Here is a 22,527-nt window from a genome sequence, read left to right as displayed (position 1 = left end):
TGGCGGGATTCGTCGTTTTCGGCGCCGGGAAACGACTGGCAATGGATTTGCCGTCTATATTCCTTCTGGCCGCCTGCGTCAGCCAGCGGTTGTTTGTCCTCGACTCAAGTTGCGGAGAGCACTGGCATGAGCCCATCTGACGACCACAACGGCATCAACCGCCGCCACGTACTTCAAGGCCTTTCTGCGGGTGCCGTGGGTGCCTGGGTCAGCCCGCTGTTCGCAGGGAGTAAAACGATGCCGCAAGTACCCGCCGACCTCATCCTGTACAACGGTCGCCTGCACACCGTCGACCGCAAGAAACCCCAGGCCAGTGCCGTCGCGATCAAGGACGGGCATTTCGTGGTGGTCGGCAGTGATGCCCAGGCCATGGCCTTGCAAGGCCCCACTACGCAAGTCATCGACCTGCACGGGCGCACGGTGATTCCCGGCCTCAACGACTCGCACCTGCACCTGATCCGCGGTGGCCTCAACTACAACCTCGAGCTGCGTTGGGAAGGTGTTCCGTCGCTGGTCGACGCCTTGCGCCTGCTCAAGGAACAGGCCGACCGCACACCAACGCCACAATGGGTGCGCGTGGTCGGTGGCTGGAACGAATTCCAGTTCGCCGAAAAGCGCCTGCCGACCCTCGACGAACTGAACAAGGCCGCGCCCGACACCCCGGTGTTCGTCCTGCATCTGTACGACCGCGCCCTGCTAAACCGTGCTGCCCTGAAAGTGGTGGGTTATACCCGTGACACGCCGAACCCGCCGGGCGGCGAAATCCAGCGTGATGCCAATGGCGACCCCACCGGCATACTGATCGCCCGACCCAATGCGATGATTCTGTACGCGACCCTGGCCAAGGGGCCGAAGCTGCCACTGGAGCATCAGGTCAACTCGACCCGTCAGTTCATGCGCGAACTCAATCGCCTGGGGGTTACCAGCGCCATCGATGCCGGCGGCGGCTACCAGAACTACCCGGATGACTATCAGGTCATCCAGCAGTTGGCCAAGGACCAGCAACTCACGGTGCGTATCGCCTACAACCTGTTCACCCAGAAACCCAAGGAAGAACTGGTCGACTTCAAACACTGGACCTCGACCTCTCAGTACGGTCAGGGCGATGACTTCCTGCGACACAACGGCGCCGGGGAAATGCTGGTGTTCTCCGCCGCCGACTTCGAGGACTTCCTCGAACCGCGTCCGGACCTGCCCGCCGGTATGGAGCAAGACCTGGAGCCGGTGGTCCGTCATCTCGTGGAACAACGCTGGCCATTCCGTTTGCACGCGACCTACAACGAATCCATCAGTCGCATGCTCGACGTGTTCGAAAAGGTCAATCGCGACATCCCGTTCGATGGCCTGCCATGGTTTTTCGACCACGCCGAAACCATCACCCCGCAGAACATCGAGCGGGTCAAAGCCCTGGGCGGTGGCATCGCGATTCAGGACCGCATGGCGTTCCAGGGTGAGTACTTCGTCGAGCGTTATGGCGCAAAAGCTGCCGAAACCACACCGCCGATTGCCCGCATGCTGGCCGAAGGCATACCGGTGGGTGCCGGCACCGACGCCACGCGGGTATCGAGTTACAACCCCTGGACTTCATTGTACTGGCTGGTCAGCGGCCGTACTGTCGGCGGGTTGGAGCTGTATCCGCACGGCTTGAGCCGCGATACCGCGTTGGAACTGTTCACCCACGGCAGCGCCTGGTTCTCCTCCGAGCAAGGCAAGAAGGGCCAGATCAAGGTCGGGCAACTGGCGGATCTGATTGCGCTGTCGGCGGACTATTTCCACATCGAGGACCACGCCATCAAGGACATCGAAGCGGTGCTGACCATCGTCGATGGCAAGATTGTCCATGGCAGCGCCGAATTCGAAAAACTCGGGCCGCCGCCGATTCCGGTGGTGCCTGAGTGGTCGCCAGTGGCCAAGGTGCCGGGGCATTGGAAAGCGGCACCGCTGACTGCGCAGGTTCATCAATGCGTCGGCGCATGTGCGGTACATGCGCACCGTCATGAACGTGCGCGATTGTCGAATGCGCCGGTCAGTGACTTCCGGGCGTTCTGGGGAGCGTTTGGCTGTTCGTGTTTTGCGTTTTAACGGTGATCCAACGAATACGAAGAATCCATTGTAGGAGCGAGCCTGCTCGCGAACGCGGTGAGACCGTCACAGTTGATGTTGACTGACACGCCGTCTTCGCGAGCAGGCTCGCTCCTACAAGTGCAGGCCCTGTCTCCCGCTCGCCACAGTCCAGCGGTGCTCTTACAATGCCGGCACTTCCAATACCGGCCACCCCATGGACATCGATCTCGCCCGCACCTTCCTTGAAATCGTCCGCCACGGCAGCCTCGCCGCGGCCGCTGACAAGCTCCACGTCACCCAGACCGCCATCACCGCGCGGGTGCAGAAACTCGAAATCCAACTGGGCAGCACCCTGTTTGTGCGCAACCGCGCCGGAGCCCGACTGACACCCAACGGCGAAGCCTTCGTGGTGTATGCCAATCAACTGGTGGAGACCTGGGACGCCGCGCGGCGGGATCTGCCCTTGCCGGAGGGTTATCACGACGTGCTGCACATCGGCGGCGAGGTCAGCCTGTGCAACCCGTTGATGCTCAGTTGGGCCGGGCAACTGCGGGAGAAGATCCCCGGCCATGCCCTGCGCATGGAGATCCGCGACGGTGAAAACCTGCTGCGCCAACTGGAGCTGGGGGTACTGGATGCGGCGCTGGTCTATCAGCCGGAGTACTGGCCGCGTCTGCAAGTCGAGCAAATCCTGGAAGAGAAACTCGTGCTCGTACGCTTGCCCGGGCGCCCCGATCCTTACGTCTACATCGACTGGGGCCAGGACTTCCGCCGCCGCCACGATGCCGCATTGCCGGAAAAGGCCAGGGCGGCCCTGAGTTTCAATCTCGGTCCACTGGGTTTGCAGTACATTCTGGAAAACGGCGGCAGCGGTTACTTCCGTACCCGCGTCGTGCACAGTTACCTGGAAAGCGGCGTGCTGGAGCAAGTGCCCAAGGCCCCGGAATTCAACTACCCGACCTACCTGGTCTACTCCCGCGACCGCGACTCGCCAACCCTGCAAAAGGCTTTTGATCTGTTGCGCGAAGTGATCAAGACCAATGACGACTGGTCGCAACGCTGGGACCCGCTGACCTGAGTACGGTTTGCACCGGATCATGGCCAATGTGTCCTCAAGGTTCGGCCAGCCAAAACGCCTGAATCGACTAATCTGCTGGAGATAACAATAACGACAGGTGATTGCAGTGAGGCAGACCACCGAAGCATTCCGCAGCCGTTATCGCGCCAACATTCATCCGCTCTACAACCCGTGGCTGCATGGCACCTTTGTGCTGCTGTTCGGCATCGGGGTCATCGCCGCGTTCTGGAGCACCGTTCACCAGGCTCACCCCCGGGAGTGGCTGGCGGTGCCGTTGAGCATGCTGCTCTTCAACTTTGTCGTGTACATGGTGCATCGGCACCTGGGCCATCACAAAAAGGCCTTCGCGCGTATGTTCTATGCCCGGCATGCCGGCGACCACCACAACTTTTTCGCTCCCGGGCACATGACCTACAACAGTGCCCGCGACTGGCGGGTGATTCTGTTTCCGGCCTGGCTGATTGTCCTGCACACCCTGGTCGTTACCTTGCCGATCTGGTGGCTACTCAAACCGTTCGATGCCAACGTTGCCGGACTGGTCGGCGGCTGCCTGGTTCTCGGTTACCTGGCCTATGAAGTGTTCCATGCCTGCGAGCATCTGCCGCCGCACAATCCGCTGACACAGCTGCCGTGGATCCGCCAGATGCGGCGCCTGCATGAACTGCATCACCGTCGCGAGATGATGCGCGAACGCAATTTCAACATCGTTTTTCCGTTGATGGATTACCTGTTCGGCACCCTGTACTGGGAACCGGATCAGGCCACCCCGTATCTACCGAGAACGCCCATGACCCGCCTGCAGCATCAGATCGTAATTGCCGCCAACCCTGTCGCCGTACTCGCCTACGCCAGCACCGTGACCCGGTGGCCGGAGTGGCATCCATCGTCCCTCAAGATCAATGGTCAAAAAGGCCCATTGCATGCCGGTGCGCGGTTCGACGAGGACATCCGCGCCGGTGGACGTGAGGGGCATTTGACCTGGGTGGTGGACGAGTATTTGCCGGGACGGCGCTGGATTGCCCAGGCCCAGGGCGACCACGGCCTGTCGTTGCTACTGACTTACGAGTGTGAGGCCGAGGGCGACGGCACGCGATTTATCCGCACCCTGGAGTATCAGTTCAGCGGACTGGCGATGCGCATCGCCAACAAATGGCTGCTCAGGCGGCGGATTGATCGCGAATCGGCCGCGTCGATGCTGGCGTTGCGGGAGATGGCGCAAAAACACCTGGCACAGTCGGGAGCCAAAGTGTGAGTCGGTGGATCCGGTTCCGTCATTGGCTGTTGCTGGTAATCATCGCCATGGGCGCATTCCTGCTGCTGATGCCGACCAAAGTGCGGCCGGTGGCCTGGACACCGCCGCCAGCGCCCTCCCTCACCAGCGGCATCTATGCCGATAATCAGCGCCTCAAGGGCGTGGAGCGGGTCGGTGCCGCCGACATTGACGGCCCGGAAGCGCTGCTGCTGGAAGGCGATACGCTGATCACCGGTTTGCATGACGGCCGCCTGATCCGCACCAGCCTCGACGGCAAGGTCACCAAAGTCCTGGCCGATACCGGTGGCCGGCCCCTGGGGCTGGCTCGCCATCCCAACGGCTTGCTGGTGATCGCCGATGCGGTCAAGGGCTTGCTGTCACTGGACGCCCAGGGGCGTCTGGTGGCCATGACCACGGCGGCTGACGGCGTGCCTTTCGGGTTCACCGACGACGTGGCCATCGACAAGCCCGGGCACTACGCCTATTTCAGCGACGCCTCCAGCCGCTTCGGCTACGGCAAGGACGGCGAGGCGATCATCGAGCATGGTGGCGATGGTCGCTTGCTGCGTTACGACTTCCAGACCGGAACGACCTCAATGCTGCTGGACAAGCTGGAGTTTGCCAACGGCGTCACCCTGGGGCCGGACGATGCCTTTGTGCTGGTCAACGAAACCGGCGCCTATCGCATCAGCCGTTACTGGCTGAGCGGACCGAAAGCCGGCACTCACGATCTGTTCATCGACAACCTGCCAGGTTTGCCGGACAACCTTTCGTTCAATGGCCGCGACCGTATCTGGGTGGCGCTGTACGCGCCGCGCAGCGCTCTGCTTGACGCTACCGCCAAGCACCCATTCGTACGCAAGATGCTTGCGCGCGCCATGACCGTCCTGCCCAAACCGGTGGAAAAACGCGCCTTTGCCCTGGGCCTGGACGTCGAGGGCAAGGTGATCGCCAACCTTCAGGATGGCAGCAGCGACAGCTACTCGCCGATCACCACTGTGCGTGAGTATGGGGAGTGGTTGTATTTCGGGTCGCTGACGGCGAAAAACATGGTGCGGTTGCCGTTGAGTGCGGCATTGCAGAAGTAATGTGGGAGCGAGCCTGCTCGCGAAGGCGGACTGTCACGTAGTCTCGTAATCGACTGACAGACCGCTTTCGCGAGCAGGCTCGCCCCCACAGGGGATCGGTGTTGTTTTTTCCATCACCGCGGATCCGTCTCGCCATCGTGTTTTCCGGGGATGGCCTCTTTGTTGTTGGGCAACTCATCGATGCCCGGTTCTTCTTCGGGATGGACGGCTGTGCGTCCTGGACTCAAGGGTTCGGGATGGGTAGGGATCGGGTCGAAGCCGCCCTGTTCTTCGCTGGGATATTTTTGCTTCATGGGGCACCTCGCATCGAGCCCGATGTTCGGACTCTGAGTATTCGAGGTGCCGGTTTTTTCGCCGTTCCAATTATTCAGTCACCGGTCGTCGGTGACTCATTACCCTGAATCAGGACGACGACTGAAGTTGTCTGACGATCTTGTCCTTGACCTCCAAGCGCTTCGCCTTGAGCTTCGTCACCGCGTCATCGCTGGATTTGGCTTCCTCCGCCTTCACCACTTCGGCATCCGCCTGGGAATACTTATTGATCAGTGAATCCAGTAACGGATCCTTGGAGCGTTTCTGCTGGATTTCTTCCTTTGTGCAACTCAGGTCCAGAAAAAGGTTATGGGGCACCGGCATGGAACACCTCCGTTTGATAATCGGCAGCAAACGCGACTGATTGCGTTCACCAACTATCAGAATGGCCTCGGTTGGCCGGTTGTGTCGACCATCTGTCCGACCGGCGGTGCCCGTTCGTCGCCCTGGCTCTAAAACGATAAAACCTTTGCCCGGGCGCCAGCCTCCACAGGTTAACCATTACCTCGATCACCCGTGTGGAGAAGCATTTATGGACGGATTCGACTTGCGCCATCTCGTTCTGGCCGTTGCCTTGAGCAGCAGCATGGGCGCGGCATTCGCGGCGACCTCAAATGATTTTGTCGACAAGGCAGCCGCCGGCGGCATCGCCGAAATCGAAGCCAGCCGCCTGGCCCTCGAAAAGAGCCAGTCAGCGGACGTCAAGGCCTTCGCCAATATGATGATCACCGATCATGGCAAGGCCAACGATGAACTGGCGACCATCGCGAAAAAGCATGACATCAAAGTGCCGGACAGCACGACGCTGGTGAAGCAGGCCAAGGAAAAAATCCTCGACATGCGCGACGAGTCGTTCGATGCAGCGTATGCCAATAACCAGGTCAAGGCCCATGAAGAAGCGTTGGACTTGTTCAAGAAAGAAGCCAACACGGTGACGGACGACAGGACCAAAGGCGCCACGGAACTGAAAGGCTTTGCACAGAAAATGTTGCCGGGGCTGGAAAAACACCTCGATATGGCGAAAAAGCTCCAGGCCGCTCATCCGGGTAAATAGCCGTACTGCAAAACCGCAAGCCGCATCCTGGATGCGGCTTTTTGTTGACCCCCATCGGATGGCTGATTTGCAACGAAAAAGCGCTGCCGCTGCGGGTGCCGACTACAGTCCATAGGCAGCGGACGAAAACACCTGTCAAAAACGAACAACTATTTCACCCGTCAAATGTCACTGACTTGCGCCGGTCACTTTTTGGGGGAACCGGTGCCCACATTCAAGGAGTCAAAAATCATGGCGGCACTGCAATCCAGCACGCTCGATGCGATGAAAAAAAACCAGACGCAATTGCTTGCCGAATGGACAACCGGCCTCGAAGCCAGTGGCGCCACGCGTAATCTCAAGGAACAGGACCTGCAACAGCAGACCTCGGAATTCCTGCAACTGGTCCTCACCGGACTGCAGAACGGCAACGGTCAGAACATCGCGACACCTGGGTGGGACGAGATACGCCAGTTCCTCGACAAACTCTCCCACAGCCGTGCCCTGCTCGGCCAGGACTCGCAGCAGACCGCCAGCTTCATCTTTTCGCTCAAGGGCCCGCTGTTCGCACTGCTGCAGAACCACTACCAGGACAGCCCCGCCTTGCTGGCCGAACAGCTCTGGGAAATTTCCGAGCTGCTCGATGCCTTGGGCCTGCACACCATTCGCACCTTCCAGAAATCCCGCGAGGCGGTGATCAAGCGTCAACAGGAAGAGTTGCTGGAACTGTCGACCCCGGTGGTCAAGCTCTGGGATGGCGTGCTGGCGCTGCCGATGATCGGCACCCTCGATTCGCAACGCACCCAGGTGGTGATGGAATCGCTGTTGCAGCGGATCGTCGACACCGGTTCCGAGATCGCCATCATCGACATCACCGGCGTGCCGACCGTCGATACCCTGGTGGCGCAGCACCTGCTCAAGACCGTGACCGCGATTCGCCTGATGGGCGCTGATTGCATCATCAGCGGCGTGCGTCCGCAGATCGCCCAGACCATCGTGCACCTGGGGCTGGACCTGCAAGGCGTGGTAACCAAGGCCAATCTGGCCGATGCCCTGAAGCTGGCACTGACCCGGCTGGGATTGACCATCAGTAAGGCGGACTGAGCCCATGGAGCGCATTCCGATATTGCAAATGGGCGATTTCCTGCTGGTGACGATCCAGGTCGACATGCATGACCAACTGGCCCTGACCCTTCAGGACGATCTGTCCGAACGCATCAGCAAGACCTCCGCCCGTGGCGTGTTGATCGATATTTCCGCGCTGGATATGGTGGACTCCTTCATTGGCCGGATGATCGGAACCATTTCCGGCCTGTCGAAAATCATGGATGCCCGGACCGTGCTGGTCGGCATGCAGCCCGCGGTGGCGATCACCCTGGTGGAGCTCGGCCTGACCCTGCCCGGTGTCAGTACCGCGCTGAATGTCGAGCGCGGGATGAAACTGCTTCAGGATCGAGTACATGAGCAATGAACACGCGCAGCAGCGGCACTCATCCGATCCATATCGAGCAGGATGTCGTCCTGGCGCGGCAACTGGCACGCAAGCTCGCGCAAGAGTGTGGCATGCGCTTGATCGACCTGACCAAACTGGTCACCGCCGTCAGCGAACTGGCGCGCAACACCATGGTGTATGGCGGTGGCGGCGACATGGACTGGCAAATCCTCGACGAAAACCCGCGTACCGGCTTGCGCCTCACGTTCCGTGACGAAGGGCCGGGTATCGCCGACATCAAACTGGCGATGACCGACGGCTGGACCTCGGGCGCCGGACTGGGGCTGGGCCTTACGGGGGCCAAGCGCCTGGTGGACGAATTCGAAATCGACACCGCGCCGGGCCGGGGCACTCGTGTGACGATCACCCGATGGACATGAACATCGTCGGCACGATGACGCAGGTACTGGTGGTCGAAGACATCAGCCAGGTCGGTCACGCCCGGCGCACTGCGCAGCAACTCGCGGAAAAATGCGGTTTCGACAGTAACGATGCCGGGCGGGTGGCGCTGGTGGCGACCGAGCTCGCCAGCAATATTCTCAAACACGCCAACCGTGGCGAACTGCACTTGAGGGCCTTGCCTCGCGCCACTGGCATCGGCATCGAAATCCTCGCGATCGACCGCGCCCAGGGATTTGATTTACAGGCGTGCCTGACCGATGGTTTTTCCACCGGTGGTACCCAGGGCATAGGACTGGGGGCCGTATCGCGCCAGGCAGAGGTGTTCGACGTTTATGCCGATTCACGGGGTGCCGTACTGCTCACGCGGTTGTACCCGCGCCAGGACAAGGCCCCTGACCGGCGCATCGGCATCAGCCAGCATTCACTGCACAACGACCCGGCCTGCGGCGATGTGTGGCACCTGGCATTCGACGGGCCACGGATCAGTGCGCTGGTGATCGACGGCCTGGGCCATGGCGAAGAAGCCGAACGCGCCGCCCGCGCCGGTGAAAAAGCCTTCGCGCAACTGCCATTTGCCTCGCCGCTGGTGGCGCTGGAGGACATTCATCTGGCCATGACCGCCACCCGTGGCGGTGCACTGGCCATCGCGCAATTCGACGGCGGCAGCGACACTTTGACATTCGTCGGCATCGGCAATATCGGTGCCTGTCTGGTCGCGGCGGACAAGTCCCGGGGCCTGGCCTCCCATCCGGGTATCGTCGGTGGCCAGTATCGCAGGGCGCAACCCTTTGACTATGCTCAGGTGAACGGACAGCTGTTGATCATGTACAGCGACGGCCTGCAGTCCCGCTGGAACCTGCAGGACTACCCCGGTCTGGTGCACCGCCATCCCGCCGTGATTGCCGCCATTTTGCACCGTGATTTCTGTCGTGGACGGGACGACGTCACGGTGCTGGTCATTGCTCTGGAGGCAGCCCATGCCTGAAGCACCCACGAGTCAGATTGACGAACAAGCGGCGCAGATCGCGCAATTGCAAGGTGAAGCCGATGCCCTGCGCGCCGAGCTGGATGAAACCAACCAGGGCGTTCTGGCGTTGTATGCCGAACTCGACACCCAGGCCGAAGAGTTGCGACAGGCCTCGGATCTGAAAAGCCGTTTTCTGTCCTACATGAGCCATGAGTTTCGCACGCCGCTGGGCTCGATCCTGAGTATCGCCAGCCTGTTGAGCGATGAACTCGACGGCCCCTTGAGTCCCGAACAACACAAGCAAGTGGCCTTTGTCAGCAGCTCCGCGCGGGAGCTGAGCGACATGGTCGACGACCTGCTGGACCTGGCGAAGATCGAAGCCGGGCGCATCACCATTTCCCCGGCCTGGTTTGACATGCTCGACCTGTTTGCGGCACTGCGCGGCATGTTTCGCCCGATTGTCGATGCCACGGCCGTGGATCTGATTTTCGAAGAACCGGTGGGACTGCCGCGGTTGTACACCGACGACAAGAAGCTCGCGCAGATCCTGCGCAACTTCATTGCCAATTCGCTGAAGTTCACCACACGCGGGGTAGTCCGGGTCTCGGCGCAGCTGGAAAACAGCTCTCATGTGCGCTTTGCCGTCAGCGACACCGGAATAGGGATCGCTCCCGAGCTGCATGGCGCATTGTTCGAAGACTTTTCCCAGGTCGACTCACCGCTGCAAAAACGCCTGCGCGGAACCGGTCTCGGACTGTCCCTGTGCAAACGCTTCGCCGGGTTGCTGGGTGGCGAAGTCGGGATGCAAAGCACGCCGGGCACCGGTTCGACCTTTCACGTCATCATCCCGCTGGCCATCAACCTGGAGCCTGCCGATGAAACATGACCTGCGGTTGCTCATCGTCGACGACAACGTCGCCACGCGCTACGCCCTGCGCCGGCGCCTGGAGCGTCATGGCTATGAAGTGCTCGAGGCCGGGACCGGCAGCGAGGGCCTGGAATTGATTGATAGCGTCGACCTCGACGCGCTGGTGCTCGATGTCAATCTGCCGGACATGAGTGGCTTCGACATTGTGCGCAAACTGCGCTCCGACCCGGCCACCGCCTTGCTGCCGGTGATTCACGTGTCGGCCGCTTCGATCCAGAGCGGCGACATTATCACCGGCCTCGACGCCGGGGCCGATGCCTACCTGATTCACCCGATAGACCCGGATGTACTGCTGGCGACCCTGCGCACCCTGCTGCGGGTGCGGGATACGGAAAACGCCCTGCGTGAAAGCGAGGCACGCTTTCGCGAGATTTTCGCCAACGTGTCGGCCCCCATCGCCGTGCTTGATGCCGGCCTGAACGTTCATGAGTGCAATCATGCATTTTCCCAGCTGATTCAAGACAACCTCGACACTGGCACTTTGCGCGAGTGCTTTGCCGACGACCAACTCGCGGTCATCGAAGAACTGCGTCTGCGCCTGGCCTATGGCGAACGCTGGAAAGGCACCTTGAGCATGCGCGTCGCGGGTGAAGTTCGCGAAACCGAGTGGCAGATTTCACCCTATCGCACCCCGCAATTGAGCCTGGTGTTTGTCGAAGACGTTACCGAGCACCGTCACCGCGAACGCTCGCACCTGGCGCGGCTGGACGACGCCACCACACAACTGGCCAAGGAAGTCGCCGAACGCGTGCGTACCGAAGCTCAATTGTTGCAGGTGCAGAAAATGGATGCCCTGGGCAAGCTGACCGGCGGCATTGCCCACGACTTCAACAACTTGCTCACCGGCATCATCACCAGCCTGGAACTGATCCAGAAGCGCGTCGCCGATTCGCGCACCGACAAGGTGGAGTTCTACGCCGAAGCGGCCTTGAACTCGGCCATGAGTGCGGCCGCCCTGACCCATCGACTGCTGGCCTTCGCCCGGCAACAGCCCCTCGATACCCGGCCCGTGGACATCAACGAACACATCCGCTCCCTCGAAGAACTGCTGGTGCGCACCATCGGCGAACGCATCGCCCTGAAGCTTGAGCTCACGAGCAAAGCCGCCATCGCATTGGTCGACCCGATCCAGCTGGAAAGTGCCGTGCTCAATCTGGTCATCAACGCGCGCGATGCCCTGCCCCAGGGCGGCAACATCTGGGTCAACACCTATGCCGCTTATTCCCATGGTGATCCCAACCTGGCCGATGGCGCCTATGTCGCGTTGTCGGTGCGCGATGACGGCACCGGGATCGAACACAGCGTGATCGACAAGGTATTCGACCCGTTCTTCACCACCAAACCCCTGGGCCAGGGCACCGGGCTCGGTTTGTCGACCATCTACGGTTTCGCCCGGCAGTCCGGTGGCGATGCCCACATTCGCAGCGTAGCGCGGCGCGGCACCGAAGTGACCATCATGCTGCCAGCCAGCTCCGACCCCACAGCCAACGAAGTCACCCCCTCCACCGTCGATCCTCAAGGGGCCGGCGAGCATGTACTGATCGTCGAGGACACGCCGTCGGTGCGCATGTTCGTGGCCGAAGTGCTGGTGGACGCCGGTTACCGCTGCACCCAGGTCGGCGAAATTGAAGCCGCGCTGGAACGCCTGCAGAACGACGAATCCATCGATCTGCTGCTGACCGATGTCGGCCTGCCACGCATGAGCGGCCGCGAGTTGGCCGACATTGCCCGAGGCTGGCGCGAGAAGTTGCCGATCCTGTTCATGACCGGTTACGCCGAGACCGCGATCAATCGCCAGGTGTTTCTTGGCGAAGGCATGGAGATGCTGGTCAAGCCGTTCCAGATCAATGAATTGCTGGACAAGGTAAGGCGCACCCTCGACGGTGCCTGACACAAAACCTGTGGAAGCAAAACCTGTGGGAGCAAGGCTTGCCCGCGATTGAGACGACGCGGTTCGTCAGGGATACCTCGTCATCGTTCATCGCGGGCAAGCCTTGCTCCCACAGGTTTGCGGATCATTCCCCGAGGACTTTCGCAAGGAACGGCGCCGTCCGGCTCTTTTTGCTCTTCGCCACCTTCTGCGGCGTCCCCGCCACCACAATCCTGCCCCCCTGATCCCCCGCCCCAGGCCCGATATCGATCACCCAGTCACTCTGTGCCACCACGCGCATTTCATGTTCGACCACGATCACCGTGTGCCCCGCCGTCACCAGGTTGTTCAACTGCTCCAACAGGCGGTCAACGTCTTGAGGGTGCAGCCCGGTGGTGGGTTCGTCGAGCACGTACAGCGTCGCCCCGCGCTGATTGCGCTGCAGCTCCGTCGCCAGCTTGATGCGCTGGGCCTCACCGCCGGACAACTCCGTCGCCGGTTGACCAAGGCGCAGATAACCCAGGCCAATATCGCGCAGCACCTCCAGTGAGCGGCGCACGACGGCTTGTTCGGCGAACACCTCCACCGCTTGATCCACCGTCAGTTGCAGCACTTGGGCGATGTTGCGCCCCTGCCAGGTGATCGCCAGCGTTTGCGGGTTGTAACGGGCGCCATGGCAGGTCGGGCAGGGTGCATAGACACTGGGCATGAACAGTAACTCGACACTGACAAAGCCCTCGCCTTCGCAGGTCGGGCAACGACCCTTGGCGACATTGAAGGAAAACTGTCCGGCGTCGTAACCCGCCGCCAGGGCTTCAGGCGTGGCGGCGTAGAGCTTGCGCACGTTGTCGAACAACCCGGTGTAGGTTGCCAGATTGGAGCGCGGGGTGCGGCCGATGGGTTTCTGGTCGACCTGCACCAGACGCTTGATTGACACCAGTCCCGCCGTGACCTGGCCACCACTGGTTTGTGGCGCATCGTCTTCCAGGCTCGGCTCTTGCGAGTCGCCGTCAGTGGCCGGGCGCCCGAGGTGCGCGCCGACCAGTTCCAGCAATGCCTGGCTGACCAGACTCGATTTGCCCGAACCTGAAACGCCGGTGACCGCGGTAAAACAGCCCAGCGGAAACTCGACATCGAGATTGCTCAGGTTATTGCGGGTAATGCCTTGCAGGCGCAGCCAATCCCTTGGCTTGCGCAAGGTTTGCGACTTGGCGATGTGCTCGGCGAACAAATAGGCGCGGGTCTGTGAGTCAGGCACATTGGCCAGTCCCGCCGGCGCACCGCTGTATAGCACCCGACCGCCATGCTCGCCCGCCGCCGGACCGACATCGATCAACCAGTCCGCGCGGCGCATGGTTTCCAGGTCGTGCTCGACCACAAACAAGGTGTTGCCGGCGGTTTTCAAGCGCTGCAAGGCTTCGAACAACGCCTCGCCATCTGCCGGGTGCAAGCCCGCCGAGGGCTCGTCCAGTACATAGATCACCCCGAACAACTGCGAACCCAACTGCGTCGCCAGGCGCAAGCGCTGCAACTCGCCGGACGACAGCGTCGGCGTACTGCGCTCCAGGGCCAGGTAACCAAGGCCCAGGTCAGTCAGGGTGCTGACCCGCTCGAGCAGGTCCTGGGCGATCCGTTGCGCGGCCAGGCGTTTTTCCACCGACAGGTTCGGTGTGTGACGTACATCCGGCGCGTTGACGTGGCCACTGGCGCCATGGGCCAAGCGCTCTTCACGGGCTTCGCGGGTCTGGCTGTGGGTCAATACCTCGCCCGCCTCTTCACCTTCTTGCAGATAGTGCTCGGCCGCCACCGGCTTGAGAACTTCGGCCACTTGCAGCAACGGCATCTGCGACAACTCGCCGATGTCGTAACCGGCGAAAGTTACCGACAACGCCTCACGCTTGAGGCGTTTGCCATCGCACAACGGACAAGGGCTGCCGAGCATGAATTGCGAGACGCGCTTCTTCATCAGCGCACTTTGCGAGTGGGTGAAGGTGTGCAGGATGTAGCGCCGCGCACCGGTGAAGGTGCCCTGGTAACTGGGTTCCATCTTGCGCTTGAGGGCGATCCGGGTTTCTTCCGGGGTGAGCCCGGCATACACCGGCACCGTCGGGGTTTCTTCGGTAAAGAGAATCCAGTCGCGTTGTTTTTTCGGCAGGTCTCGCCAGGGGATGTCGACGTCGTAGCCCATTGTCACCAGGATGTCCCGCAGGTTCTGGCCCTGCCAGGCCAGCGGCCAGGAAGCGACCGCACGCTGGCGGATGGTCAGGTTCGGGTCCGGCACCATCAATGCTTCGGTGACTTCATACACCCGGCCCAGGCCGTGGCATTCGGTGCACGCACCCTGGGGCGTGTTCGGTGAAAAATCTTCGGCGTACAGCATCGGCTGCCCCGCCGGGTAACTGCCGGCGCGGGAGTACAGCATGCGGATCAGGCTCGACAAGGTCGTCACGCTGCCCACCGATGAACGTGTGCTCGGCGTGCCGCGCTGTTGCTGCAAGGCCACCGCCGGTGGCAAGCCTTCGATGGAATCGACATCCGGCACGCCGACCTGGTCGATCAGGCGTCGCGCATAAGGCGCCACGGATTCGAAATAGCGGCGCTGCGCCTCGGCGTAGAGCGTTGAAAACGCCAGGGACGACTTCCCGGAACCGGACACCCCGGTGAACACCACCAGGGCATCGCGGGGGATATCGACATCGATGTTCTTGAGGTTGTGTTCCCGGGCGCCGCGCACCCTGACCATGCCTGAGGGAGGGTTAAGGGAGCGCGTTGAAGTCATCGGGTCGCCTTGATTAGATAGTTGTCTATACACAAACCCACTGTAGGAGCGAGCCTGCTCGCGAAGGCGGAGTGTCAGGCAACATCAATGTTGAATGACAAATCGCCTTCGCGAGCAGGCTCGCTCCTACAGTGTTTTTTCTCAAGCATTGAGGACTGTGCGGATCATTTGGGTCAACGCTTGCGGGCTATAGGGCTTGCTCAGCAAATGGGTGTCAGGGCTGAGCTGGTGGTTGCGCGAGATAATGTCACGGGTGTGGCCGGAGGTGAACAGCACGACCAATGGCGGGCTCTGCACTTTCGCCCACGCCGCGAGGTCCGAACTCTTGATCAGGCCGGGCATGACCACATCGGTGAAGATCAGGTCCACCAACTCGCCCTCCAGCAACATCTGCATGGCGATGTCGGCATTGGCGGCGGTCAGCACCTGATAACCCTCTTCGCGCAGCAACTCCACGGTCGAGGTACGCACCGCTTCATTGTCCTCGACCACCAGAATCCGTTCGTGTCCGCCCCGCGGCTGCACGTCCGGAACCGTTGTTTGACTGTCCACCGGCCGCAGGCTGCGCGGGAAATACAGCTGAACCCGGGTGCCCTCCCCGACGACGCTGGCGATCTCGATATGCCCGCCGCTCTGTTTGACGAAACCGAACACCATGCTCAGGCCTAGCCCCGTACCCTGGCCGTCGGGCTTGGTGGTGAAAAACGGTTCGAAGGCCTGGTCGAGCACCTGCGGCGGCATGCCAGTGCCGGTGTCAGCCACGGTCACGCACACGTAGTCGCCGGCGACGATGCCCTTACCCGCGCAGAACGCAGGGTCGAGGGTGATGTTTTGGGCGTTGAGCTCGATGGTCCCCTCGCCGCTCATCGCATCACGGGCATTGATCGCCAGATTGAGGATGGTGTTTTCCAGTTGATTGCGATCGACGAATACCGGCCAGGGGTCCGCCACGGCGCTCATCTGGATCTGGATGGTTTCCCCCAGTGCGCGCTGCAACAGTTCGCCAAGACCGTCGAAAATCTGCTGCGGCGTGCAAATCGCCGGGGACAACGGCTGGCGTCGCGCGAAGGCGAGCAATTGCGAAGACAGTTTGGCGCCGCGCTCGACGGCGGCAATCGACGCCGTTACCCGCCGTTGCACGTTGGCATTGTCCGGCTCATGGCGCGCCAGCAAGTGCAGGTTGCCGGCGATGACTTGCAACAGGTTATTGAAGTCGTGGGCCACGCCACCGGTCAGGCCGCCGATGGCTTCGAGCTTCTGTGACTGACGCAGTTGCTCTTCCGCCGCCAGCCGCGCTTCGACTTCGTCGGCCACGCGCTGCTCCAGATTTCGGGTGAACTTGAGCAGGGAATCTTCGGCGGCCTTGCGCTCATGGATGTCGATCAACACCCCGGGAAAGCGAAACGGTTCGCCCAGCTCATTGAACTCGCAGCAACCGCTGGCGAGCACCCACAGGTAACTGCCATCCGGGCGCAACACCCGGTATTCGGCGTTATAGGGCACAGCCGTTTCCATGGATTGTTTGATCTGCTCCTGAACCCAGCTGCGATCATCGGGATGGATGTGCGCTTCGGCGATCTCCTGGGGCAAGTTGTCCAGGTTCTGCCCGGCGGGATAGGAAAACGTGCGGGCAAAGCGCTCATCGCCGCTCAGTACATCGGCCTTGATGTCCCAGACGAACGAGCCGAGCAAGGCCCCGGCATTCAATGCCAGGCGCACCCGTTCGTTGTCGGCACGATAAGCATTTTCGGCGGCTTGGCGCAGGCGCTCGGAAATCACGAACTCAGTGGTTTCGACCACCATCGCCATGACGCCGGCAGGACAGCCGTCATCATTGGCGACCGGGCTGTAATACAGGTCCAGCCAGACGTCTTCAGGCACCCCGTCGCGTAACAGCACCAGCACTTTATTGCGATAGGACAAGGTGCCGCCGGCCAGGCAGGTATCGACCACATGCCGGTTGAAATCGGCGACTTCCGGCCAGCCCAGTTCCACTGGTGAACCCAACAGATAGGGATGGCGCCCGCCGGCGAACTTCGAATAGGCGTCGTTATAGATCATGTAGCCTGGCCGGCCCCAGAGCATCACCATCGGCAGCGGTGAGGCGAGCATCAACTGCACCGTGCTGTTCAGGCTCCTGGGCCAGGTGTCGATGGCACCCAGTTCGGTACGGCTCCAGTCGAACGCACGAATACGCCCGGCCATTTCGCCGCACCAGCCGGCACACCCGTGGCTATCGTCTAGAAACTGCATTGGCTGGCTCTGTATCTGCACCCGTTTGTTTCGAGCATCGCGGATGCCAATGGTTTCATAGAGGTATAGCTGATTTCAGTGGTATCCAGAGATCCCTGTGGGAGCGAGCCTGCTCGCGAAGAGTCCGGTACATTCAACATCGATGGTGCCTGACACTCAGCCTTCGCGAGCAGGCTCGCTCCCACAGTTTGATCTCCAGCGTGAATTACACCTCAATCAAATGCTTGAGCGGGTTGTAGCTGGTTTTCAACGTAGCGGCGACATCGAGAATCGCTTTCTCGATGCCGTTCAAGTGCATGCAGGTCAACTCGATCGCCGCACTCTGATTACCCGCCTCGATGTACTCGATCAAGCGCAAATGCTCGTCATCGCGACAGGCTTCGTGGCTGTCGTCATCCAGCGCGGCGGCGTATAGCGAGGCGCGGGAAATCAGCTTCTGGAACCAGTCGAGCAACACCGGATTGTTCAGGCTGCGGGCGAGTTTGATGTGGAACTCGCCGAGCAGATGAATCAGTCGCTCATGGTCGCCGCTCTGGTGCGCTTCGTCCTCCAGCAATAAATGATCGCGCAGATCCTGGGTCACGGCCGTATCGCGGCGGCGGCACAACTCGCTGACGATGCCGATCTCGACCAGGCGCCGGGTTTCGAACAGCGAACGGATTTCTTCGTCGCTGGGTAACGACACCGACGCCCCTTTATTGGGCTCGGTGGTGACCAGGCCATCGGCTTCCAACTGCTTGAGGGCGGCACGAACCGACGTGCGGCTGACATTGAAAAGTTCAGCCAGCGAAGCCTCACCGAGTTTCATGCCGGGCCGCAGGGTGCGCTTGCTGATCGCTTCGTAAACCCCTTGGTAGACGCGATCGACCGTTGTTTCCAATTTCTTTTCCGCCATACGAAGACTCCTTCAGCGCTATGCGACCGGCCCCAGGCGAATGAACAGCCTTGAAAAGGGGGGTTGCAAGAGCAGGTTAATCCGGGTATTTCTAAATTGCATCCAGATTTTGCATACAATAATTAGAGGAATGCACCATTATGGGTCATCCAGTTGCAATCGAAGTGCGTAACGTCTCCAAGCGGTATTCCGACGATCCAGGACTGGCTCCAGCCCTGGACAACGTCTCGGTCGACATTGCCGACAACGAGTTCTTCACCCTGCTCGGCCCCTCCGGCTGTGGCAAAACCACCCTGCTGCGCACCATCGCCGGCTTCGAGCATGTCAGCGAGGGTGAAATCCGCCTGGCCGGCGAACCGGTCAACGACCTGCCGCCCTTCAAGCGCCGGGTCAACACGGTGTTCCAGAGTTACGCACTGTTTCCGCACATGAGTGTTGCGCAGAATATCGCCTTCGGGCTCGAGATGCAGGGTCTTGATCGCAAGCAGATTCCGCAACGGGTCGATGAAATGCTGGCGCTGGTGCAGATGCAGCACCTGGCCAAGCGCAAACCGGCGGAACTGTCCGGCGGCCAACAGCAACGGGTGGCTCTGGCCCGGGCCCTGGCGCCAAAACCGAAAGTACTGTTGCTGGACGAACCGCTGTCAGCGCTGGACCTCAAGTTGCGCAAGGAGATGCAGGTCGAACTCAAGCGCGTGCAGAAGGAAGCCGGGATCACCTTCATTTTCGTCACCCACGATCAGGAAGAAGCCCTGACCTTGTCCGATCGCATTGCCGTGATGTCCGCCGGCAAGATCCTGCAGATCGGCACCCCCAACGACATCTACGAACGGCCGCAGCACCAGTTCGTCGCCCAGTTCATCGGTGACATCAACTTCCTGCCGGGTCATCTCAAGCGCGGCCAGCACAACGAGAACCTGTTCGTGCCCAGCGGCATGCCGGTGGAAATCCCCTGCCCGCCCCAAGGCATCGACGGCAAGGTGCAACTGGCGTTCCGCCCGGAGCGTTCGCAACTGGTGGACCCGACGCAACCGCATCACCTGCGCGGCGTGATCGAAGCCGTGCTGTACGTCGGCACCGCGACCCTCTACCAGTGCCGCCTGAACAACGATATCAAGGTCATGCTGCGCGAGAACAACGAAGGCCTGAACCGCAACCGCGGGGTCGGCGATCGCGTGGCGGTCAACCTGCCGCCTCACGCCTGCCTGTTGATGGAGGCCTGAGATGAGCGTCAGCAGCACTTCCCCCGCCCTCAACCGGGCGCTGTTGCTCAGCCCGGTGGTTTTGACCCTGCTGGCCCTGATCGCCATTCCGCTGGGCATCATGGGCTACATCAGCCTGTTGCCGCGCAACGTCTACGGTGGCGTCGACTGGCAGGCCAACTGGCAATTGCAAAGCTACGTGCAGCTGTTTTTCCAGGAAGGCTTCGACGGTGAGCTTGAGCTCAATTGGGTCTACGCCCAGGCGCTGATCCGCTCGGTGTTCCAGGCCGGCGGCACCACAGTGTTGTGTTTCCTGTTCGGCTTTCCGGTGGCGCTGTGGATGTCGAGCCTGACACCGCGCCGGCGCAACCTGATGGTGCTGCTGATCACCATCCCGTTCTGGACCAACCTGCTGATCCGCAACTACGCCTGGCTGATCATCCTGCGTGAACAAGGCTGGGTCGCCCAGAGCCTCAATGCACTGTTCCCTTCCGCCGGTGGCATCACCCTGCTCTACAACGACTTCGCCGTCAGTGTCGGGCTGGTCTACAGCTTCCTGCCGTTCATGATTTTGCCGATCTATTCGACCCTGGAAAAACTCGACTGGCGCCTGGTGGAAGCCGCCTATGACCTGGGTGCCAATCGCTGGCACGCCTTGCGGCGGATCATCCTGCCGCTGTCGATGCCGGGGGTGATTGCAGGTTCCCTGCTGGTGTTCGTGCCGAGCCTCGGTGCGTTCATCACCCCGGCGATTCTTGGCGGTGGCAAGACCCTGATGATCGGCAACCTGATCCAGCAACAGTTCGGCACCGCACGTAACTGGCCGCTGGGCAGTTCGCTGTCGTTCCTGCTGCTGGGAATCATGCTGCTGTCCCTGGTGCTGTACGCCCTCTATAGCCGCAATGCCGCCAAGACCCTGCGTCGGGGAGCCCAAGCATGATCGCCCTGCACCTGAAAAAACTGCCCCTGACCCGTGAAGTCAGTCTGTTGATGCTGGCCTATCTGTACCTGCCGATCTTTGTGCTGATCGCCTACAGCTTCAACGCCAACCGCTCGGCGACGGTGTGGACCGAGTTCTCGCTGGACTGGTATGGGCGAATCCTGGCCAACCCGTCGATCCAGACCGCCGCGTTGAATTCGATCATCGTCGCCAGTATTGCCACGGTTTGCGCCACCGCCATTGCCCTGCTCGCGGCACTGGCGACCTACCGGCCGTTCTACGGACAGAAGATGGTCGAAGGCGGGATCAACCTGCCGCTGATCCTGCCGGAGATCGTCACCGCCGTCGCCACCCTGCTGCTGTTCATGGCGCTGGGCATCAAGCTCGGTTTGCTGACGGTGATCGTCGCGCACGTCGGCTTCTGCATTCCGTTTGCCTACCTGCCTATCCGGGCGCGGCTCAATGACCTGGACAAAAGCCTGCTGGAAGCGGCGAACGATCTGTACGCCAACCCGTGGCAGGTGTTCCGTCGGGTGACGCTGCCGCTGTTGTGGCCGGCGGTGCTGTCCGGTTCGGTGCTGGCGTTCGTGGTCAGCCTCGACGATTTCATCATGACGTTCTTCGTTGCCGGCCCCGGTTCCACGACCCTGCCGGTGTACATCTTCTCGGCGATCAAGGCCGGCGTGACGCCGGAGATCAACGCGATCTCGACCCTGATGCTGGTGATTTCCATCGTGCTGGTGGTGCTGGCCTTCTGGCTGGGACAGCGCGGCAAAAACCAATAAACCCTGGAGCGCTTCAAACATGAAAACAAAAAGCCTGCGTTTCGCCGTTGCCAGCCTGGCCCTGAGCTGCTTCACCGCCTTCAGTGCCCAGGCTGCCGAACCCAAGGAATTGTTCTTCTACAACTGGACCGATTACTACCCGGTGGACCTGCTGGCCAAGTTCGAAAAAGAGACCGGGATCAAGGTCACCATGGACGGCTACGACAGCAACGAAACCCTGCTGGCCAAGTTGCAGGCCGGTGGCGCCGCCTATGACGTGATCGTGCCGTCGCAGTCGATCATGCGCACCCTGATCAACCAGAACCTGCTGCTGGAAATCGACACCCCCACCCTGCCCAACTTCCAGTACGTGAAACCGGCGTTCCGTGACCCGAGTTTCGACCCCGGCCGCAAATTCTCGGCGCCGTACCTGTGGGGCACCACCGGGTTCTCCTATGACAGCGCGCGGGTGCCTGGCGGCAAACTGGACGATTCGTGGAAAGAATTCTTCGAACCGCGCAAGGAACTGCAAGGCCAACTCGCCGCCCTCGACACCTCCAGCAGTGTGATCAATGCCGCCAGCCATTACCTGAATGTCGACGAATGCAGCGAAAACCCGCAGGACGCCAAGCGCATCCTCGAATTGCTGCAAAAACAGAAACCCTTCCTGAAGATGTACAGCTCGGACAACACCGTCGACCGCATGGCCTCCGGTGAAGTGATCATGATGCAGAACTGGAACGGCTCCACTGCCCGGGCCACCCTGCAGAAGAGCACCATCAAATACGTGTATCCGAAAGAAGGCCTGGCGATGTTCCAGGACAACTTCGCCGTACCGAAAAGCGCACCGCACCCCGGCAACGCGAAGATCTTCATCGACTGGATGATGAAACCGGAAAACGCCGCCGCCGTGTCCAACGCCATCGCCTATGCCAACGGCATCCAGAGCGACAAGCTGATCGACGCCAAATGGCGGGTGATGGACGCCATCAACATGCCCGACGAATTCGCCTCGCGCCTGCGCCCTGAAAAGGAATGCAGCAACAAGGCGCGGGAACTGCAGGACCGGATCTGGGCGAAGCTCAAGGGCTGATCCGAGACCGAGTCGCGGCCATCGCTGGCAAGCCAGCTCCCACAGGGTTTGGGGTGTTCACAAATGTTGTGATCAACACACATCACTGTGGGAGCTGGCTTGCCAGCGATGAGGC

20 protein-coding genes are annotated in these 22,527 nt (G+C 61.1%); 15 read left to right on the top strand and 5 right to left on the bottom strand.

From position 1 onward, the window contains the following. Nucleotides 1–237 precede the first annotated feature (237 nt). The 4 genes from LAB08_RS12080 to LAB08_RS12065 all read left to right on the top strand — a co-directional run bounded on the left by LAB08_RS12080 (nt 238) and on the right by LAB08_RS12065 (nt 5,482). Complete coding sequence (locus LAB08_RS12080; RefSeq protein ID WP_172901678.1) at nt 238–2,082, top strand: amidohydrolase; 1,845 nt, start codon at nt 238–240, stop codon at nt 2,080–2,082. Between the two features lie 196 nt (nt 2,083–2,278). Continuing rightward, the gene (locus LAB08_RS12075) at nt 2,279–3,142 is read left to right on the top strand and encodes a LysR family transcriptional regulator (protein ID WP_096511984.1); all 864 of its coding nucleotides are present in this window, start codon (nt 2,279–2,281) and stop codon (nt 3,140–3,142) included. Nucleotides 3,143–3,248: 106 nt separating this feature from the next. Then, nucleotides 3,249–4,394 carry a sterol desaturase/SRPBCC family protein gene (locus tag LAB08_RS12070; RefSeq protein ID WP_096511985.1) on the top strand — a complete coding sequence of 382 codons (1,146 nt, stop codon included), beginning with the start codon at nt 3,249–3,251 and terminating at the stop codon, nt 4,392–4,394. Nucleotides 4,395–4,441: 47 nt separating this feature from the next. After that, complete coding sequence (locus LAB08_RS12065; protein WP_096515435.1) at nt 4,442–5,482, top strand: SMP-30/gluconolactonase/LRE family protein; 1,041 nt, start codon at nt 4,442–4,444, stop codon at nt 5,480–5,482. A gap of 113 nt (nt 5,483–5,595) precedes the next feature. On the opposite strand, the gene LAB08_RS12060 is transcribed toward LAB08_RS12065, so the two are convergent. After that, nucleotides 5,596–5,775, bottom strand: a complete 180-nt coding sequence (locus tag LAB08_RS12060; RefSeq protein WP_096511986.1) for a hypothetical protein — start codon at nt 5,773–5,775, stop codon at nt 5,596–5,598. A gap of 109 nt (nt 5,776–5,884) precedes the next feature. Then, nucleotides 5,885–6,118 (bottom strand): DUF465 domain-containing protein, encoded by a 234-nt coding sequence (locus LAB08_RS12055; protein ID WP_096511987.1) that lies wholly within the window; start codon nt 6,116–6,118, stop codon nt 5,885–5,887. 208 nt (nt 6,119–6,326) lie between these two features. Here LAB08_RS12055 and LAB08_RS12050 point away from each other — a divergent pair, with 208 nt between their 5' ends. From LAB08_RS12050 to LAB08_RS12020, 7 genes are all read left to right on the top strand, one after another. Further along, nucleotides 6,327–6,848, top strand: coding sequence for a DUF4142 domain-containing protein (locus LAB08_RS12050; protein ID WP_096511988.1), 522 nt, complete (start codon nt 6,327–6,329; stop codon nt 6,846–6,848). A gap of 231 nt (nt 6,849–7,079) precedes the next feature. Then, nucleotides 7,080–7,931 carry an STAS domain-containing protein gene (locus tag LAB08_RS12045; RefSeq protein ID WP_096511989.1) on the top strand — a complete coding sequence of 284 codons (852 nt, stop codon included), beginning with the start codon at nt 7,080–7,082 and terminating at the stop codon, nt 7,929–7,931. 4 nt (nt 7,932–7,935) lie between these two features. Next, nucleotides 7,936–8,298, top strand: a complete 363-nt coding sequence (locus LAB08_RS12040; RefSeq protein WP_096511990.1) for an STAS domain-containing protein — start codon at nt 7,936–7,938, stop codon at nt 8,296–8,298. Further along, complete coding sequence (locus LAB08_RS12035) at nt 8,295–8,699, top strand: anti-sigma regulatory factor (protein ID WP_096511991.1); 405 nt, start codon at nt 8,295–8,297, stop codon at nt 8,697–8,699. Before LAB08_RS12040 ends, LAB08_RS12035 begins: the two co-directional genes overlap by 4 nt. After that, the gene (locus LAB08_RS12030) at nt 8,696–9,706 is read left to right on the top strand and encodes an ATP-binding protein (protein ID WP_096515437.1); all 1,011 of its coding nucleotides are present in this window, start codon (nt 8,696–8,698) and stop codon (nt 9,704–9,706) included. The genes LAB08_RS12035 and LAB08_RS12030 overlap by 4 nt, the downstream gene beginning before the upstream one ends. Next, complete coding sequence (locus LAB08_RS12025) at nt 9,699–10,574, top strand: sensor histidine kinase (protein ID WP_096511992.1); 876 nt, start codon at nt 9,699–9,701, stop codon at nt 10,572–10,574. Before LAB08_RS12030 ends, LAB08_RS12025 begins: the two co-directional genes overlap by 8 nt. Then, the gene (locus tag LAB08_RS12020) at nt 10,564–12,507 is read left to right on the top strand and encodes a PAS domain-containing hybrid sensor histidine kinase/response regulator (protein ID WP_096511993.1); all 1,944 of its coding nucleotides are present in this window, start codon (nt 10,564–10,566) and stop codon (nt 12,505–12,507) included. Before LAB08_RS12025 ends, LAB08_RS12020 begins: the two co-directional genes overlap by 11 nt. Nucleotides 12,508–12,631: 124 nt before the next feature. On the opposite strand, the gene LAB08_RS12015 is transcribed toward LAB08_RS12020, so the two are convergent. The 3 genes from LAB08_RS12015 to LAB08_RS12005 form a co-directional block, all read right to left on the bottom strand. Then, complete coding sequence (locus LAB08_RS12015) at nt 12,632–15,265, bottom strand: excinuclease ABC subunit UvrA (RefSeq protein WP_096511994.1); 2,634 nt, start codon at nt 15,263–15,265, stop codon at nt 12,632–12,634. Between the two features lie 141 nt (nt 15,266–15,406). Next, entirely contained in the window at nt 15,407–17,470 is a 2,064-nt protein-coding gene (locus tag LAB08_RS12010; protein ID WP_096511995.1) for a hybrid sensor histidine kinase/response regulator, read from the bottom strand. A gap of 253 nt (nt 17,471–17,723) precedes the next feature. Then, nucleotides 17,724–18,413: a GntR family transcriptional regulator gene (locus tag LAB08_RS12005; RefSeq protein ID WP_095194661.1), complete on the bottom strand. Its 690-nt coding sequence runs from the start codon at nt 18,411–18,413 to the stop codon at nt 17,724–17,726. A 140-nt stretch (nt 18,414–18,553) separates the two neighbouring features. Here LAB08_RS12005 and LAB08_RS12000 point away from each other — a divergent pair, with 140 nt between their 5' ends. Genes LAB08_RS12000 through LAB08_RS11985 form a run of 4 tightly spaced genes read left to right on the top strand, consistent with a single transcriptional unit; the run spans nt 18,554 to nt 22,412 of the window. Then, entirely contained in the window at nt 18,554–19,636 is a 1,083-nt protein-coding gene (locus LAB08_RS12000; protein ID WP_096511997.1) for an ABC transporter ATP-binding protein, read from the top strand. Nucleotide 19,637: 1 nt separating this feature from the next. Then, nucleotides 19,638–20,555 carry an ABC transporter permease gene (locus LAB08_RS11995; RefSeq protein WP_096511998.1) on the top strand — a complete coding sequence of 306 codons (918 nt, stop codon included), beginning with the start codon at nt 19,638–19,640 and terminating at the stop codon, nt 20,553–20,555. After that, entirely contained in the window at nt 20,552–21,340 is a 789-nt protein-coding gene (locus LAB08_RS11990; protein WP_096511999.1) for an ABC transporter permease, read from the top strand. Before LAB08_RS11995 ends, LAB08_RS11990 begins: the two co-directional genes overlap by 4 nt. Before the next feature lie 19 nt (nt 21,341–21,359). After that, on the top strand, nt 21,360–22,412 hold the full coding sequence (locus LAB08_RS11985) for an extracellular solute-binding protein (RefSeq protein WP_096512000.1): 1,053 nt from the start codon (nt 21,360–21,362) through the stop codon (nt 22,410–22,412). The last annotated feature ends 115 nt before the right edge of the window (nt 22,413–22,527 follow it).

Origin of the sequence: Pseudomonas izuensis (assembly GCF_002356535.2) — a bacterium.
Lineage (GTDB): Bacteria > Pseudomonadota > Gammaproteobacteria > Pseudomonadales > Pseudomonadaceae > Aquipseudomonas > Aquipseudomonas izuensis.
This window is presented reverse-complemented; position numbering and strand designations above follow the sequence as displayed.

What these genes read in the sequence shown, in the direction of transcription:
- LAB08_RS12000 (WP_096511997.1), top strand. Translation starts at nt 18,554, where the DNA reads ATGGGTCATCCAGTTGCAATCGAAGTGCGTAACGTCTCCAAGCGGTAT.
- LAB08_RS12020 (WP_096511993.1), top strand. Translation starts at nt 10,564, where the DNA reads ATGAAACATGACCTGCGGTTGCTCATCGTCGACGACAACGTCGCCACG.
- LAB08_RS12010 (WP_096511995.1), bottom strand. Translation starts at nt 17,470, where the DNA reads ATGGCCGGGCGTATTCGTGCGTTCGACTGGAGCCGTACCGAACTGGGT.
- LAB08_RS12065 (WP_096515435.1), top strand. Translation starts at nt 4,442, where the DNA reads ATGGGCGCATTCCTGCTGCTGATGCCGACCAAAGTGCGGCCGGTGGCC.
- LAB08_RS12025 (WP_096511992.1), top strand. Translation starts at nt 9,699, where the DNA reads ATGCCTGAAGCACCCACGAGTCAGATTGACGAACAAGCGGCGCAGATC.
- LAB08_RS12040 (WP_096511990.1), top strand. Translation starts at nt 7,936, where the DNA reads ATGGAGCGCATTCCGATATTGCAAATGGGCGATTTCCTGCTGGTGACG.
- LAB08_RS12035 (WP_096511991.1), top strand. Translation starts at nt 8,295, where the DNA reads ATGAACACGCGCAGCAGCGGCACTCATCCGATCCATATCGAGCAGGAT.
- LAB08_RS12080 (WP_172901678.1), top strand. Translation starts at nt 238, where the DNA reads ATGCCGCAAGTACCCGCCGACCTCATCCTGTACAACGGTCGCCTGCAC.
- LAB08_RS11985 (WP_096512000.1), top strand. Translation starts at nt 21,360, where the DNA reads ATGAAAACAAAAAGCCTGCGTTTCGCCGTTGCCAGCCTGGCCCTGAGC.
- LAB08_RS12060 (WP_096511986.1), bottom strand. Translation starts at nt 5,775, where the DNA reads ATGAAGCAAAAATATCCCAGCGAAGAACAGGGCGGCTTCGACCCGATC.
- LAB08_RS11990 (WP_096511999.1), top strand. Translation starts at nt 20,552, where the DNA reads ATGATCGCCCTGCACCTGAAAAAACTGCCCCTGACCCGTGAAGTCAGT.
- LAB08_RS12055 (WP_096511987.1), bottom strand. Translation starts at nt 6,118, where the DNA reads ATGCCGGTGCCCCATAACCTTTTTCTGGACCTGAGTTGCACAAAGGAA.
- LAB08_RS12030 (WP_096515437.1), top strand. Translation starts at nt 8,696, where the DNA reads ATGAACATCGTCGGCACGATGACGCAGGTACTGGTGGTCGAAGACATC.
- LAB08_RS12050 (WP_096511988.1), top strand. Translation starts at nt 6,327, where the DNA reads ATGGACGGATTCGACTTGCGCCATCTCGTTCTGGCCGTTGCCTTGAGC.
- LAB08_RS12015 (WP_096511994.1), bottom strand. Translation starts at nt 15,265, where the DNA reads ATGACTTCAACGCGCTCCCTTAACCCTCCCTCAGGCATGGTCAGGGTG.
- LAB08_RS12005 (WP_095194661.1), bottom strand. Translation starts at nt 18,413, where the DNA reads ATGGCGGAAAAGAAATTGGAAACAACGGTCGATCGCGTCTACCAAGGG.
- LAB08_RS12075 (WP_096511984.1), top strand. Translation starts at nt 2,279, where the DNA reads ATGGACATCGATCTCGCCCGCACCTTCCTTGAAATCGTCCGCCACGGC.
- LAB08_RS12045 (WP_096511989.1), top strand. Translation starts at nt 7,080, where the DNA reads ATGGCGGCACTGCAATCCAGCACGCTCGATGCGATGAAAAAAAACCAG.
- LAB08_RS11995 (WP_096511998.1), top strand. Translation starts at nt 19,638, where the DNA reads ATGAGCGTCAGCAGCACTTCCCCCGCCCTCAACCGGGCGCTGTTGCTC.